Source organism: Actinomyces sp. 432, assembly GCF_009930875.1.
Classification (GTDB): Bacteria; Actinomycetota; Actinomycetes; order Actinomycetales; family Actinomycetaceae; genus Actinomyces.
The window spans coordinates 2,223,078-2,238,225 of the sequence record NZ_CP025249.1 but is presented as its reverse complement, the minus strand read 5'-3'; the positions used below and the strand labels follow the sequence as shown (position 1 = coordinate 2,238,225).

Below are 15,148 nucleotides of genomic sequence, written 5' to 3'. Positions count from 1 at the left end.
TCAGTCCTGGGCTGCAAGTGCCCCGGAACGGCGCCGCAGGCCGTCGCGTATGCCACGGCGCAGCATGCGTCTGCGCTCCTTGCCCCGATCGGGCAGCAGGGCGTTGAAAGCCGCGTACTTGGCCAGCCAGTAGACGTAGCGCACGCGCCACCGCCAGGGCATGAGCGCGTGCCTGCGGACCAGCAAAATGGTGTTGCGGGCCAGGTAGTAGTTGCGAACCGGCCCGTGGACGTGGACCGGCTGCGACCGGCCCGGCAGCATAACGACGTCGTCGCCAAGCGAATGGTGCAACCGGGCCGCGGGAACAACCAGCAGCCGGTACCCCGCCCGGCGGGCGCGCAGGCCCCACTCCAGGTCAACGTGGTCAATGAACAATGACTCGTCCATGGCTCCGACCTCGCTGAGCGCCTCCATGCTCACCAGGCATCCGGAGGCGATGAGGAAGGCGACTTCGAGGCGGTCGGCGCGCAGCTCCGCCGGGGTGGCGCGTCCCGGCTTCCAGCGACGGCACACGTAGACGAGCTGATCGCCGCCCTCACGGTCCTCCTCCGGCAGGGGACCGACCGCAGCGACACGCTCGGCGGCGTCGAATGCGGACAGCAGCCGCCGCACCATCCCCGGCGCCGGCAGGGAGTCGTGGTCGGACAGCAGCACGTGGGAGGCAGCCAGCTCGCGTGCACGTGCGATACCCGCGTTCTGGGCCGCCGCGATCCCCCGGTTGTGACCCAGCGGCAGCAGTTCCGCGCCCACGGCGGCCGCCGCGCCCTGTATGCGGGAAAGCCGCTCGGCGGAACTGCCATTGTCAACGATCAGTACCTGGTCGCACTGCGCGGCCAATGCCCCGAGGAGCCCGGCGATGTCGTGATCCGGATTGAAGGTCACGACTACTGCTACTACCACCGGCATTGACGACCTCCCTTGCAGCCCGCCCGCAGACGGCTGCGCACAGGTTACCCGGCGGGGCGTCAGCGCGAACCGGAACGTGCGGGAGACATCACCCACCGGTCCCGTATGTGCCTGGGACTGAGCGGGTATGGTGGCCTGGTCCGTCCGGCGCGGACACGAGTAGGCGAGTCCCCGTTGCGGACTACTCCGCGCTCCGGCGTGCACCCCGAGGCAAGTGAGGACTGCATGAGCAAGACGAACGTGAGGTCCAGGAGGTCCTTCTGGCAGGAGTGGGACCTCATCCAGGCATTCGGGCAGCGTGACCTCAAGTCGAAGTTCAAGGGGACCGCACTGGGCTGGCTGTGGTCCCTGGTTGTCCCCCTGGCCTCGCTGGGGATCTATACGCTCATCTTCGGTGGGCTGTTCAAGATGGTCCCCGCAACTATTGCCTCTCGGCACGAGGGCATCGGGATCTTTGCGGTTTGGCTGTTCGCCGGCCTGACCATTTGGGGATTCTTCCAGAACTCCATCAACGCGGGCATAAACGGCCTTCTGGGGTCGGGGGACTGCTGCAGAAGGTTTATTTCCCGGCCTACTCCGCTGTCCTCGGCTCTTGCCTGGCCGTAGGGGTGCAGTCGGGGATTGAGGTTGGTCTGCTGCTCGTGGTCCTGGCGTGTCTGACGAATGTGTCATGGACCTGGCTGCTGCTGGTGCCCTTCCTGCTGCTACTCACTGTGTTCACCGGTGCCGTCAGCGTGATCCTGTCCGTATGGAACATCTATGTTCGCGATCTCGCCCACCTGGTGGGGGTCTTCCTGCAGCTGATGTTCTATGCCACCCCGATCATCTACAATCCCGATATTGTCCCGCAAACGGTATGGGGGCTTCCAGCCCATGACCTAATCCAGGGCATGCCCATGGCGCAGTTCATCAGCCTGTTCCGCTCACTGGTCTACTCCTTGCAGCCCGGAGCGGCGGCCAGCTGGCTGGCGTGCGCCGCCTGGGCAGCGCTGGCCCTGGTCGCGGCGGTGTGGGTATCACGCAGGTGGGGAGCCGATCTGGGAGAAAGGATCTGAGTGCCGATGACCACTCCAGTCTCCAGCGCGGACGATGACTACGCCATCGAGGTGCGCAATGTCTCCAAGCACTTCACGCTCCACGCAGACCGGCGCGACTCCCTGAAGGAACGCTTTGTCCGGGGGCGCTCCAAGGACACGCACGTGTTTCGCGCGCTCAATGACGTCAGCTTCAAGGTGCGGCGCGGCACCACCTTCGGGCTGGTTGGCCACAACGGCTCGGGGAAGTCCACCATGCTCAAGATCCTCGCGGGCGTCTACCGGCCCACCCGCGGCGAGGTCATGGTGGCCAGCAAGGTTGATGCGCTGCTGGAGGTTGGGGCGGGCTTCCACGGGGAGCTGACCGGCCGCGAGAACATATACCTCAACGGCGCGATCCTGGGGCGCAGCCGGAAGCAGATAGACGAGTCCCTGGACTGGATCATCGACTTCGCGGACATCGGCGACTTCATCGACGAGCCCGTGAAGGTCTACTCCTCCGGCATGACGGTGCGGCTGGGATTCGCGACGGCGGTAGCGATCAAGCCGGAGATCCTGATCGTGGATGAGATCATCGCGGTTGGTGACGAGGAGTTCCAGCGGAAGTGCTTCGACCTGATGCGGCAACTGCGCGACCGCGGCACCACCATCGTGCTCGTGACGCACTCGCTCTCGCTCGCAACCGAGATGTGTGACGAGGTTGCCTGGCTGGACCACGGCAAAGTGCAGATGATAGGCAACGCCGATGAGGTGGTCTCCTCGTACCTGACGGCAGTCAACGAGCGAGAGGCGCGCAAGCGCTCTGCAGAGCAGGGTGAGGAAGAGTTCCCCGAGGACGAGCCGTACAAGCAGAACCAGGGAAACGGGGACTGCCGCATGACCGGCGTGGACTTCCTTGATGAGAACGGGGCGGAGGTTCCCTTCATCACCTACGGGAAGCCGCTGACGCTGCGCGTGCACGTGCGCGCCAAGAAGGACTTGCATGACGTGGAGCTGGGGCTGGGCTTCGCCACGGATGGCGGGGTAACCGTAGCGGGCCCGAACTCGCGCGCCGCAGGCACGCTCTACACGCTGCGCCGAGGCGATTCATATATCGATTACAGCATTGATCAGGTGGTGTTCCAGCCAGGACGCCTGTGGCTGACAACCTGCTTTGTCAGGGACGGGCAGATCTACGACCTGTCCGATCGCCGTACGGAGATGATTATCCGCGCGGACCGAATGATGGATGAGCCCGGACTCGTTACGCTTGCGCCGGGCCGGTGGAGCAGGCGGCCCGGGCACCCGGAGCCGGAGAAGGATCATGAAAATGGCATCTGAGAAGGACGACCAGTCGATGGGTGATGCGTCCGCGCGTGACGAGGAGATTCGTCAGCTACGGGCGACCCTGCGCAAGATGCGCCACGAAATCTCCGAGCTGTCCTTGCGCAATGAGGAGCTGGAGAAGGAGCTGCGCCGCGCCAACCGCACGGTTGCGGGCGCATGGGAACAGATCAACGTGATGCGGCACTCCTCCTCCTGGCAGATGACGGCTCCCGTGCGCGCCCTCAAGACGGTGCTGCGGGGGGTCCTCAGATGAGGGTGCCAGGGCGGCGGGGACCGCTGGTCTCGGAGGTGTCGCAAGGACGCGTCCACATCGAGCGGGGCGACCCCCACGCCGTCGTCGGCTCCGACCGGGTGGCGCTGGTGGCCCAGTTCTCCGCGGGGCCAGTCCAGCCCAGGTCACTGTCTGAGTACCTGCAGCGGCTCGACGCCGCCGGATACGCAACCGTGGTCATCTCCACCTGCGAGACCACCGCGCCGCTGGAGTTCCCCGCGGGCGTCCCCACCGACACGATGGTCATACGGCGCCCCAACCTCGGCTACGACTTCGGCTCCTGGGCGACCGCGCTGGGATGCATCCCCGAGCTGCGCGAGGCGGGCACCGTCCTGCTGACCAATGACTCACTGCTGGGCCCCTTCGGACCGATTGAGCACCTGCTCGAATGGGCGGCGGCTCCCGGCCCCGACATTCGCGGCCTGACCGCCTCATACCAGTTCGCCTACCACGTTCAGAGCTACTTCCTCGCCTACCGCGGCGGGATCCTGGCAGACCGGCCCTGGCGCGACTTCTTCAACTCGGTGAGAGTGGAGCCGGGCAAGGACGAGGTGGTCCTGTCATACGAGATCGGCGTCTCGCGCACGGCCTTCTCCGAGTGCTACTCCAGCGAGGTGTGGGTGACCGGTCCGGAACTCGGGGTGCCCTATGGAAACCCCACCGTCGACGGCTGGAAGAACCTGATCGAGTCCGGCGTGCCGTTCCTCAAGCGCACCATCATGACCCACCCGTCCACCCAGGCCGAGGCGGCCGAGGCGGCTCAGTACATCCGACGCCGGTTCGGCACCGACGTCAACGACTGGTAAGGACCTGCGATGACTAAAGTCACCAAGACCGGGCTCGTGCGCCGAGCCAGCTACTTCGCCGCCAGGGGGCGCAACGCGGTCGCGAACCTGGTCGTCAGCGGCAGCATCCACGGCTATCAGAGCAAGCACTGCGCCGACTTCAACGAGTACGTCTCCCGCCTGGGCGGGCGCCAGAACTCAGGCTTCCCGGACCACTGGCGCGTGGACGACTCCTTGCGCAACGACGATCCGGCCCGGATCGCCGTGGTGATCCACTGCTTCTACCCCGAGCTCATGGACGAGCTGTTCGACCGCCTACGGGCGATACCGGTCGACTTCGACCTGTTCATAACCAATGCCTCCGGCCAGGAGCTGACCGTTCCTCGGGAGCAGCTGCCGCGCCTAGGTCACGCCAGCGTCGTAGAGGTCGCCAACCACGGGCGGGACATCTTCCCAACCGTGCAGCTGGTCAACGCCGGCCTGCTCGACCCCTACGACATTGTGCTGAAGGTGCACACGAAGCGAAGCCCCTGGCGCGAGCAGCACGCGGAGCTCGCCGGCGACGGCGCCGGGTGGAAGGACCGGCTGCTGGGCGACCTGCTTGGCTCCGACCAGCGGGTGAAGGAGATTCTCAACGCGTTCGCCTCGGACTCCTCCCTAGGCCTGGTCACCGCCGACGACTGCGTGGTCGGCCCCGAGTTCTGGGGCGGGGACCAGCACATCGTCGAGCAGCTGCTGCGCCGACTGGAGATGTCGCTTGATGATCCGGACACGCTGCGCTTCGCATCCGGCTCGATGTACTGGATCCGCGGCTTCGCACTGCAGGGGCTGCGCGCCCTGAACCTGCAGCACGCAGACTTCGACGAGGAGAACGGGCAGGTCGACGCCACCACGGCGCACGCCGTCGAGCGCCTCCTGGGCATCCTGACCGAGGAGGCGGGCCTGCGAATGGCCGAGGTGGCCGAACTCGGCAGGCAGGAGGCGGGCGCCGCTGATGCCTATACGCGCTTCGAACGGGGAGCGGACCGCTACGCCCGGGCCCAGGTGATCCCCTTCTACCTGCCGCAGTTCCATGACTCGCCGCAGAACAACCGCTGGTGGGGGCAGGGATTCACCGAGTGGTCGAATGTGACTGCCGCGATCCCGGGATACCGGGGGCACTACCAGCCGAAGCTGCCAACCGAGCTCGGTTTCTACGACCTCGCCAATGATGAGGTCCGGCGCAAGCAGGCCGTGCTGGCGCGCGAGCACGGCATCGCCGGCTTCATGTACTACTACTACTGGTTCTCCGGCGAGAGACTGCTGAACGTCCCGATCGAGCGGCTGCACGCCTCCGATCTCGATCAGCCCTACTGCATCATGTGGGCCAACGAGAACTGGACCCGTCGCTGGGACGGCAGGGCCGCGGACATCCTGGTCGGCCAGGACTACACGAAGGTCCCGGCCGAGGCCTTCATCGACGACGTCATGGAGTTCCTCCTCGACCCGCGCTACATGCGCATAGACGGCAAGGCCGTCCTGGCGGTCTACCGCCCGGCACAGATGAAGAACTTCCCGGAGGTGGTCGCGACCTGGCGCGAGAAGGCACGCGAGGCGGGCGTCGGCGAGCTGTACGTGCTCGCCGTCGCGGTAGCCGAGGAGTTCGACGGCATCCAGGCGCTGGGTGCCGACACGGGCATCGACGGCACGCTCCAGTTCCCGCCGCACAACCTGCCCTGGGTGGCGGGCCCGGCCACAGAGGTCGGCCTCGACTCGCGCTGGCGCGGGAACTTCATGAGCTACCAGGAGACCGTCAAGGCCTCCCTGGCGATGTCCGGCACGCTGGATGACAGCGAGTACCCGGGGGCCATGGTCGCATTCGACAACACCGCGCGCCGCCAGTGGACGGCGGACACCTGGTACGGCTCGAACCCCTACACCTTCCGCCGTTGGGTGGCAGGCCTGATCGACTCGGTGATGTCCCGGGAGCCGGAGCACCGCGTGGTGTTCATCAACGCCTGGAACGAGTGGGCGGAGAGCGCCGTGCTGGAACCGACCACCCGTTTCGGAAGAACCTTCCTGCTGGCCCTAAGGGACGCGGTCTGGTGCTGAGCGCCGGCATGGGCTGAGGCCCCTCCGGTTACGTGGCCCGCGGTGCAGGCCGCGTGCTTCCACGCGTGCGCCTAGCGGCGATACCTGGTGCGGGGCGTGCGTGCATCCGTGTTGTTATCGTTGATGCGACAATGAAGCACGCTGTGTGAAAGCTGTGCGGTAGCCTGGCGGAGATATTCCCCGTTCCTCCCAGACAGGATTCCTCACCCATGCGGCGTCATGCACCATGGACTCCGCGCACCGTCGCGCTGTCCCTTCTCGCCTCACTCGCTCTGGTATCACCAATGGCGGTCGCCGACCCCACTGCGGAGGCGACACCGACGCCCTCCGCGACCGCAACCGCAACGGCACTGCCCACCGAGGCGGGCAGTGCCCCGACGCCGTCCCAAGCCGCCACGGCCCCTGGCGGCGGGGATGAGTCACCAGCACCGCCCTCCGCCGCACCCACCGCCTCAAGCACCGACGGTCTTGTGCCGCTTGACCCGGCCGCCGCGGCCAAGGACGATGCGGATGCAGGAGCGCTGAAGCAGGCGGGTACCTCGGGGGCCGCCTGCCCCTGCCCAGCGGTGTGGCCGCCGGTGCCGCGAACGCTCGCGGCACCGAGAAGAACCTTGGCAGCACCTATTACTTTGCCAACACGTTCACGTCGAAGGCGACCACGGTCTTCACATACGGGCGCAATAATGACATGGCGCTAACCGGCGACTGGAATGGCGACGGCAAGGACACCCTGGCCGTACGGCGCGGTAATTACTATTTCTTCTCCAACCGGCTCGCCGGTGGCGCCGCCGACGTCGTCATCATATTCGGGCGCGCCACGGACCAGGTGATCGTCGGTGACTGGAACGGGGACGGCAGGGACACCCTGGCCGTGCGCCGCGGAAACCAGTACTTCATCCTCAACTGCCTTCGCGGTGGCGTCGCCGATACGCAGATCACCTACGGGCGCGCCACGGACCAGGTGATCGTCGGTGACTGGAACGGGGACGGCAAGGACACCCTGGCCGTGCGCCGCGGTAAGGACTACTACGTGTCCAACACGATCAAGAGCGGTGCCGCGGACGTCGTCTTCTCCTACGGGCGCGCAGGTGACGAGGTGTACGCTGGCGACTGGAACCGCAACAAGAAGGACACCTTCGCCGTGCGGCGCGGCAATGTGTTCCATGTGAAGAACTCGCTCACGGGCGGCAACGCGGATCAGATGGTCTCCTACGGGCGGGCGACTGACCTGGTGCTGGTGGGCGACTGGAACGGTGATGGCCGGGACACCTTCGGCCTGCGCCGTCCACCGGAGGTCAAGCCGGCGCAGACGGTATTTACCTTCGATGTTGCCTGGGCGGGGCAGCCGAACAACTTCTTCTGCGGGCCGACCTCCGGCTACATGATCCTGCGGTACAAGAATGCAGGACGGTCTAAGGCCACGGGCGCGTCACTGAGCATCGAGAATGTTGCCACCGCGATGGCGACGCGACGCTACGGGTACACGTCATTCCATGACCGCAAGTTCCAGCAGGGCATGAATGCGTGGCTGGGCAGGGCGGTCTACTCCACTATTCACACGCCGACTCCGGCGGTCGTGCAGACCAAGGTCAAGCAGTCGTTCTCCAAGGGGTACCCGGTGGCTGTTGACGAGCAGGAGCGCCGCGGCGGGCCCCACTTCAACGGCCACAGCAACTCCACGTTCTCCCACATCATGGTGGTAACCGGCTACAACACCAAGACCGATGCGGTGCAGTTCGCGGACCCCGGCGCCACGCTCTGGGGCGGCGCCTCGCAGAAGTTCTGGTATCCGTCGCTGTCAACGTTCACCCGTAACTTCCTCCAGTACGAGTACGTCAACGACGGCCGCCAGCACATCGGAATCTTCACTCCCTGAGACTTAAGGCAGGTCAGCATAAATGACGCGGGTATTCAGTAGGCGCAGGCTGCTTACCGCCGCAGGCATGTCCTGCGGGCTGCTCCTCGCCGGGTGCAGTCGGACTCCGGCCACAACGGCCACAACCGGGGCGGCTGCCCCCACGGCGCCGACGGCGCCAACCACGGCTGCGGCCACCGCCACCACGGACCAGGGCTCCACCCTGCCGTTCTCCCTGGTCGGCCAACCGGTCACCGCCACCCCGATAGAGGTAGCGCAGACGGCACAGGCTGCGGTGCTGTCCACCGAGTGGGGCTTCGGCGGCGACTACTCCGAGATCGGCGTCCTACCGCTGTCCGGGGCGGAGGTCTTCGGGTCGGTCAGCGCCAACCCGAATGCACTCATGTCCTACGCCGCCGCCGTCCTGACCCCCGCGGGTCCCGAGCGCCTCACGCCCGCACCTCCCGCCATCGTGAATCCGGAGGACTACTTCGAGCCGCAGGACGGCTCCGCCACCGACGACTGGATCGTGTGGCGGGCCGCCACGGTAGACGTCGAGTCTGAGGCCTCATCGGTGATCGACAACTGGCAGCTGTGGGCCTACCGGCGCACGGGAGGCCAGGAGGCGGAGCTCATCGGCTCCGCGCAGGAGCTGAACGGAACCACCCAGACGCCCACTGGTCCGTTTGAAGTCGTCCCCACCACTGACGGCACGAGCGTGTACTGGGCCTCCGCCGTCGCGGTCGGCGAGGCCTGGGAGCGGCAGGTACTTCGCTTCGCACTGGACGGCGCAGGGGACCACACCGTCGTCGCCACCGGCGACCTGCCGGCAGCCGTTGACGGCGGCGTCCTGTTCGCGCAGCCCGACGCGCAGGGCGCGCTCACCACACTCACCCAGTGGGAGCAGGCGACCGGCACCGCCCAGGAGGTAATGTCGATCAGCTCTGCGGACTCATCGTGGCAAGTCACGGGCGTTTGGGCCGCCGGGAACCACCGAGCCGTTGCCGTGTCCTCAGCAACCGCGGAGGCGGGAACCTACATCGGCCTGTGGAACTCCGACCAGCAGGCGCCGCAGACCTGGCTGCACACGCCGTCCGCGATCATCATCGGCTCGGCGGGCACCGCCCGCTTCGCCTGGGGCTCCGGCTCCAACGGAGAGGAGACCGGCATGTATGCAGTCGCATGGGACGGTACCGGGCTGATCCGGCTGGGCGAGGCGGCGGGCTACTCGCGCCCGGCGCTGTCGCCCGACGGCGCCACCGTCCTACTGCCGTCCAGCGATGGAATCAACCCGGTCAGCTGGACGGTGGCGTCGTTGTGAAGCGGGCGGCTCAGCGCCGTCCGATACCCGCGTAGGTGAATCCCGCAGCCTTCCAGTCCTCGCGCGGCAGTGCGTTACGGCCGTCGATAACGATGCGGCGGGCCACCAGCTCGGCGGCCTTCGCAGGATCAAGGGTGGTGAACTGCTTCCACTCGGTTCCCAGCACCACCAGGTCAGCGCCAGTCAGCGCCTCCTCGATACTGCCGGCGATCTGGTAGGGCAGGCCCTCCCGGGCGGCCAGGATGGGGCCGGCCGCGGGGTCCGTGACCACCACGGAGGCGGACAGCTCGGTGAACTCCTGCGCCAGGTCGAGCGCGGGGGAGTTGCGCATATCGTCGCTGTCGGGCTTGAAGGCGGCCCCGAGCACCGCCACCCGCTTCCCGGCCAGGTCCTCGCCGAGTAGGCGGCGGGCGGTATCCACCACGGAGTGACGTACAGCGTCGTTGAGCTTGTCCACCTCGGCGAGGAAGCCGAGCGAGTCGCCCACCCCCAGCTCCGCGGCGCGCGCCTGGAAGGCGCGGATGTCCTTGGGCAGGCAGCCCCCGCCGAAGCCGATGCCGGCGCGCAGGAAGCGCTTGCCGATGCGGTCGTCCAGGCCGATGGCGCCGGCCAGCGCGGTCACGTCGGCGCCGGCGGCGTCGCAGATCTGTGCCATGGCGTTGATGAAGGAGATCTTGGTGGCGAGGAAGGCGTTGGCGGAGATCTTCACCAGCTCCGCTGTCTGGTAGTCCATCACCAGCCGGGGCGTGCCGGCGTCGATGATGGGGCGGTACAGCTCATCTAGGACAGCCTGCGCGGCCGCGGCGGACTGCTCGTCCGCGGGCAGGCCGTAGACCATGCGGTCAGGGTCCAGCGTGTCCTTGACCGCGAAACCCTCCCGCAGGAACTCCGGGTTCCAAACCAGGCTCACCCCGGTGGGAGCGACCTGCTCGGCCAGGCGGGCGGCGGTGCCGACCGGGACAGTCGACTTGCCGGCTACCACCTCGACGCCGTCGGTGCACCGGCCCAGGTGGGGAAGCATGCCCTCAACCGCGGCGTCTACGTAGGTCAGGTCGGCAGCGCCGCTCTCCGACTGGGGCGTGCCCACGCCAATGAAGTGCACCTGTGCGCCGGCGATCGCCGCGTAGTCGGTGGTGAAGGTCAGGCGGCCGGACTGCACGTTGCGGCTCAGGATCTCCTCGAATCCGGGCTCGAAGAAGGGAGCCTTGCCCTGGGACAGCAGCTCCACCTTGCGGGCATCGACGTCAACACCTACCACGGTGTGCCCCAGCTCGGCCATCGAAGCCGCGTGCACAGCGCCCAGGTACCCACAACCAATTACGGAAATACGCATGCAGGCAGGCTAGCGGACGCGGCCCCGCAGCCGCCGCGTGTCGCGCCCCAAAGGCGGACTTGGGTTCAGACTCGTTGCGCACAGCGGCGGAGCCGGGCTCACGTCTGCGTGACCGGGGCAACTAAGGTGTGCGGCCACGCAGGCGAGCGTGCCGACCAAAGCGCCCGCACCGCAGGAGCCGGTCTATTGTGACCCGGTGAGAAGCGCGCCATCCCCGGACCGAACTCCCGCCGATCCCAACGACCACCGGTACGGGGCACGGCGGCGGCCGCGAAGCCGGGCGATCTCCGGCGCGGGGCGCGCGGTGCTCGTTGGCTTCGTACTGTGCGCGGCGGGCCGCGCGCTGCTGATCCCCCTGTTCGGCAGCGCTGACGAGGTCAACCACCTTGATTACGCCTTTCAGCTCTGGCACGGCCAATGGCCCGACTTCTTCACCGGGCCGGTGATCCCGGGGTCTGGCCCAGGACACCCCTGTCCGTGCAGTCCGTCTCCCAGCACCCGCCGCTCTTCTACCTGATCATGGCCCCCCTCGCAGGCGGGTTGACGGACTGGGCAGGCGTGCTGGCCGCGGGCCTGGCCGCCCGGGCGCTCAACGTGCTGCTCGGGGCCGCCGCCGTGGCCGTGATCGGGTATGCCGCGCAGGTCGCCTTCCCGCGCAATCGGCTACTTGCCCCCACCACGATGCTGATCGCCGCGCTGTGCTGCTCGATGCTGGGGGTATCGGGGGCCGTGTACAACGACACCCTGGCCACCCTGCTGATGGCCGCCTGCCTCGCGCTGACCTGCCAGTTCATCCGCCAGGGCCCCACGCGGCGCCGCTGGCTCCTGCTTGCCGTGCTCGGCTGCGCCGCGCTGCTCACCCGCCTGTCGCTGATGGTGGTGGTAGCCGTGTGCATGCTCGCGATCGTCCTGGAGGGAATGGTGCGCGGGGCGGGACGCGACCGCTGGGGCCGGTGGACCGCGTTGCTCAACGGCGCCGGTGTGGGCGTGCTGGTGGCGCTGTCCGCGGGCTGGTTCTACCTGCGCAACCTGCGCCTGACCGGGACGATCACCGGCGGGCACCCCGAGTGGGCGGCCGAGCACTTCAACACCCACCAGGTCCCGGTTTCCGAGCTCGCCGCGCGGCCGGAAACCTGGCAGCGACTGCTGTCACTGTTCGTGCCCGTGCCCGCCCTGGGAGGGGTGGGTCTCGTACTGATCGCGGCGCCCGCCGCATGCGGGCTTGCCGCGGGCGTGGTCGCGCTGGTGCGTCGGCGCGCTACCGGCGCGGACCTGGCGGTGGCCGGGGTGCTCGGCCTTGAGGCCGTACTCATCGTGGCGATGCAGTTGAAGTACTCGGCTGGCGGCGGTGGCCTTCACCCGCGCTACCTGCTGCCGGCGTTGCTGACGCTGGCGGTGCTGATGGCGGGCGGCCTGACCTGCTCACGGCGGCTGGCCGGAATCGCCACCGGCGCCTGGTTCGCCCTGTGGGCCGTGTTCTTCGTGCCCTGGTGGTGGCAGCAGGCGCAACAGGGCGCCGCTGCCCCGGCAGGGGGATTCCCGGCCTGGCCCGGACCCGCGATCGTGCTGCTGGGCGCGGCGCTCGTGGCGTGGACGATCGCGGTGGTACGAATCGGCAGGCTGGGAGGAGCCGCGGCGCTGAGCGGCGCCGAGTAGTTCCGACGGCGCAGCCGCGGGGCCCGTCAGCCGAGCGGCGCGGGCGCCCCGCGGTACACCTGCCTCACAGCTCGATGGTGGGCACGTAGGCGTCCAGGCGCTCCATGGAGTTCGCGGGGGTGAATCCGGCCGCCTCGATCTTGCTCAGGTCCAGGGCGCTGCGCAGCGGCCGGGGGGCGATGCCCTCCTGCCCCGCGTAGTACTCGGCGGTGGAAACCGGCGTGACCTCCTCGGCGCTGTGACCCACCAGCTCGAACACGCGCTTGGCGACGTCGCACCAGGACACCACGGGACCCTCGCCGGACAGGTTGTAGGTGCCGAACTCGGCGCCGGTGCGCAGCAGGTGGATGATGCCGGCCGCGAGGTCCGTGGTGAAGGTGAGGCGGCCGGTCTGGTCGTCCACCACCTTCGGGGCGATGCCGCGGGCGGCCAGGGAGGCCATGGTCTTGGCGAAGTTCTTGCCGTCGCCAACCACCCAGGAGGTGCGCACCAGGTAGTGCCTGGGGGTGGCCTCGACGGCGGCATCGCCGCCCGCCTTCGACTGACCGTACACGCCCAGCGGGCTGGGGGCCTCGGCCTCGGTGTGCGGCTCCAGCTCGCCGTCGAAGGTGTACTCGCTGGAGATGTGCACCAGGGTCAGGCCGTGGCGGGCCGCCTCGCGGGCCAGGTTGGCCGGGCCGGTGGCGTTGGCCCGCCAGGACAGGCGCCGTCCCTCGGGGGTCTCGGCGCCGTCGACGTTCGTCCAGGCGGCAGCATTGATGATGACGTCATAAGCAGACCAGTCCCAGGCGGCCATGGCGTCGGCGTCGGAGATGTCCACCTCCGGCAGGTCCACGCCGGTCGGGGCGTACCCGGCCTCGGGCAGCTGCTTCATGAGCTCGCGCCCGAGCTGCCCCTTGCACCCGGTCACCAGCACGCGTCTGCCCGGCGCGGAGGCTGCCGTGCCGCCGGCGTCGGCGGCGTCGTCCGCGGGGAAGGGGACGACGTCGGCCAGGCGCGGGTGGCCGCGGTCCTTGTCCGACTGGATGGCCTGCTCCAGCGGGATCGGCCAGGGCACGGCGACGGTCTCATCGGCCAGGTTCAGGAAGGTGTACTGGGCGTCGGGAGACCAGTGGTCGTTCACCAGGTAGGTGTAGGCCGTGTTCGGCTCCAGCGTCTGGTAGGCGTTGCCCACGCCCTTTGGAACGAACACCGCCACCGAAGGGTCGATCTCGGTGGTGTACACGGTGCCGAAGGACGGCCCCTCGCGCAGGTCCACCCAGGCGCCGAATACCCGCCCGGTGGCCACCGAAACGAACTTGTCCCACGGCTCGGCGTGGATGCCGCGGGTCACCCCGACCTCATCGTTGAAGGAGATGTTGTTCTGCACCGGCCCGAAGTCCGGCAGGCCCAGGGCGGTCATCTTCTCCCGCTGCCAGTTCTCCTTGAACCAGCCGCGGTTGTCCCCGTGCACGGTCAGGTCGATGCGCAGGAAGCCGGGGATCGGGGTGGTCTGGACGCCGAGCGGCTTGGCCGTCTCCACGCCGTTGGTGTCGGCGGCGGGCGTGTCGGTGCTGTCAGTCATGAGTCTCCAATGCTTGTGGGGGTGAGTGTTCGCGGGATACGGATCATGGTGGGCGCTGGACGGGGACGCTGCGCTCGCGGCTCGCGTCGCCGGCGTCGGCAGTGTCAGCGGCGCCCGCGCTCTAGCAGGCCGAGCAGGTACTGGCCGTAGCCGGACTTGACCAGCGGCTCGGCGCGCTCGCGCAGGCCGTCGTCGTCGATGAAGCCCATGCGCCAGGCCACCTCCTCCGGGCAGCCGATATTCAGGCCCTGCCGGTGCTGGACGGTGCGCACAAAGCCGGTGGCGTCGGCCAGGGAGTCGAAGGTGCCGGTGTCCAGCCAGGCCGTGCCGCGGGGGAGGACCTCCACGGTGAGCCGCCCGGCCTCCAGGTAGGTGCGGTTGATGTCGGTGATCTCGTACTCGCCGCGCGCGGAGGGCTGGAGGTTCCTGGCGATCTCCACCACGTCATTGTCATAGAAGTACAGTCCGGGCACGGCGTAGTCGGACTTGGGGTGGGCGGGCTTCTCCTCGATGGACACGGCCTTGAAGTCCGCGTCGAACTCCACCACGCCGTAGGCGCTCGGGTCGGCCACCTGGTAGGCGTACACGACGCCGCCGTCCGGGGTGGTGTGGCGGCGCAGGCGCGTGCCCATGCCGGGGCCGTAGAAGATGTTGTCGCCCAGCACCAGGGCGGCCGGCTGGTCGCCGATGAAGTCCGCACCCAGCACGAAGGCCTGCGCCAGGCCGTTGGGGACCTCCTGCACCGTGTAGGACAGGTTCACGCCCAGCTGGGAGCCGTCTCCCAGCAGCCGGTGGAAGCTGGGGGCGTCGTGCGGGGTGGTGATGACCAGCACGTCCTGGATGCCGGCGAGCATCAGCGTGCTCAGCGGGTAGTAGATCATCGGCTTGTCGTACACCGGCACCAGCTGCTTGGAGGTGCCCAGGGTGATCGGGTTCAGTCGCGTGCCGGATCCGCCGGCCAGGATGATGCCTCGCATGGGCACAGTCTGGCTCATCCGCGGCCCTC

General features: G+C 68.1%; 13 protein-coding genes. 9 read left to right on the top strand and 4 right to left on the bottom strand.

Going from position 1 to position 15,148, the window contains the following annotated elements:
• Entirely contained in the window at window positions 1-906 is a 906-nt protein-coding gene (locus tag CWT12_RS09315; RefSeq protein WP_161924580.1) for a glycosyltransferase family 2 protein, read from the bottom strand.
• Window positions 907-1,131: 225 nt separating this feature from the next.
• Here CWT12_RS09315 and CWT12_RS14035 point away from each other — a divergent pair, with 225 nt between their 5' ends.
• The 8 genes from CWT12_RS14035 (at window position 1,132) to CWT12_RS09280 (ending at window position 9,589) form a co-directional block, all read left to right on the top strand.
• Window positions 1,132-1,512 (top strand): ABC transporter permease, encoded by a 381-nt coding sequence (locus tag CWT12_RS14035; RefSeq protein ID WP_237564122.1) that lies wholly within the window; start codon window positions 1,132-1,134, stop codon window positions 1,510-1,512.
• A gap of 2 nt (window positions 1,513-1,514) precedes the next feature.
• Window positions 1,515-1,961, top strand: a complete 447-nt coding sequence (locus tag CWT12_RS14030; protein WP_237564121.1) for a hypothetical protein — start codon at window positions 1,515-1,517, stop codon at window positions 1,959-1,961.
• Window positions 1,962-1,967: 6 nt separating this feature from the next.
• Window positions 1,968-3,260 (top strand): ABC transporter ATP-binding protein, encoded by a 1,293-nt coding sequence (locus CWT12_RS09305; protein WP_161924579.1) that lies wholly within the window; start codon window positions 1,968-1,970, stop codon window positions 3,258-3,260.
• A complete protein-coding gene (locus tag CWT12_RS09300) occupies window positions 3,250-3,519 on the top strand; it encodes a coiled-coil domain-containing protein 22 (RefSeq protein WP_237564120.1) in 270 nt (89 codons plus the stop codon). Before CWT12_RS09305 ends, CWT12_RS09300 begins: the two co-directional genes overlap by 11 nt.
• A 35-nt stretch (window positions 3,520-3,554) precedes the next feature.
• Entirely contained in the window at window positions 3,555-4,343 is a 789-nt protein-coding gene (locus tag CWT12_RS09295) for a rhamnan synthesis F family protein (RefSeq protein ID WP_237564119.1), read from the top strand.
• 9 nt (window positions 4,344-4,352) lie between these two features.
• Window positions 4,353-6,413 carry a glycoside hydrolase family 99-like domain-containing protein gene (locus CWT12_RS09290; protein ID WP_161924577.1) on the top strand — a complete coding sequence of 687 codons (2,061 nt, stop codon included), beginning with the start codon at window positions 4,353-4,355 and terminating at the stop codon, window positions 6,411-6,413.
• Window positions 6,414-7,101: 688 nt separating this feature from the next.
• Window positions 7,102-8,289, top strand: a complete 1,188-nt coding sequence (locus CWT12_RS09285; protein ID WP_161924576.1) for a C39 family peptidase — start codon at window positions 7,102-7,104, stop codon at window positions 8,287-8,289.
• Between the two features lie 22 nt (window positions 8,290-8,311).
• Window positions 8,312-9,589, top strand: a complete 1,278-nt coding sequence (locus tag CWT12_RS09280) for a hypothetical protein (RefSeq protein ID WP_161924575.1) — start codon at window positions 8,312-8,314, stop codon at window positions 9,587-9,589.
• Between the two features lie 10 nt (window positions 9,590-9,599).
• On the opposite strand, the gene CWT12_RS09275 is transcribed toward CWT12_RS09280, so the two are convergent.
• Window positions 9,600-10,922 (bottom strand): UDP-glucose dehydrogenase family protein, encoded by a 1,323-nt coding sequence (locus tag CWT12_RS09275; protein ID WP_161924574.1) that lies wholly within the window; start codon window positions 10,920-10,922, stop codon window positions 9,600-9,602.
• Window positions 10,923-11,399: 477 nt separating this feature from the next.
• Between CWT12_RS09275 and CWT12_RS09270 the strand changes: the two genes are divergently transcribed.
• Window positions 11,400-12,578, top strand: a complete 1,179-nt coding sequence (locus CWT12_RS09270) for a hypothetical protein (protein WP_161924573.1) — start codon at window positions 11,400-11,402, stop codon at window positions 12,576-12,578.
• Between the two features lie 64 nt (window positions 12,579-12,642).
• On the opposite strand, the gene CWT12_RS09265 is transcribed toward CWT12_RS09270, so the two are convergent.
• Window positions 12,643-14,142, bottom strand: coding sequence for a sugar nucleotide-binding protein (locus tag CWT12_RS09265; RefSeq protein WP_161924572.1), 1,500 nt, complete (start codon window positions 14,140-14,142; stop codon window positions 12,643-12,645).
• A gap of 104 nt (window positions 14,143-14,246) precedes the next feature.
• Window positions 14,247-15,119: a glucose-1-phosphate thymidylyltransferase RfbA gene (rfbA, locus tag CWT12_RS09260; protein WP_161924571.1), complete on the bottom strand. Its 873-nt coding sequence runs from the start codon at window positions 15,117-15,119 to the stop codon at window positions 14,247-14,249.
• Window positions 15,120-15,148 lie beyond the last annotated feature (29 nt).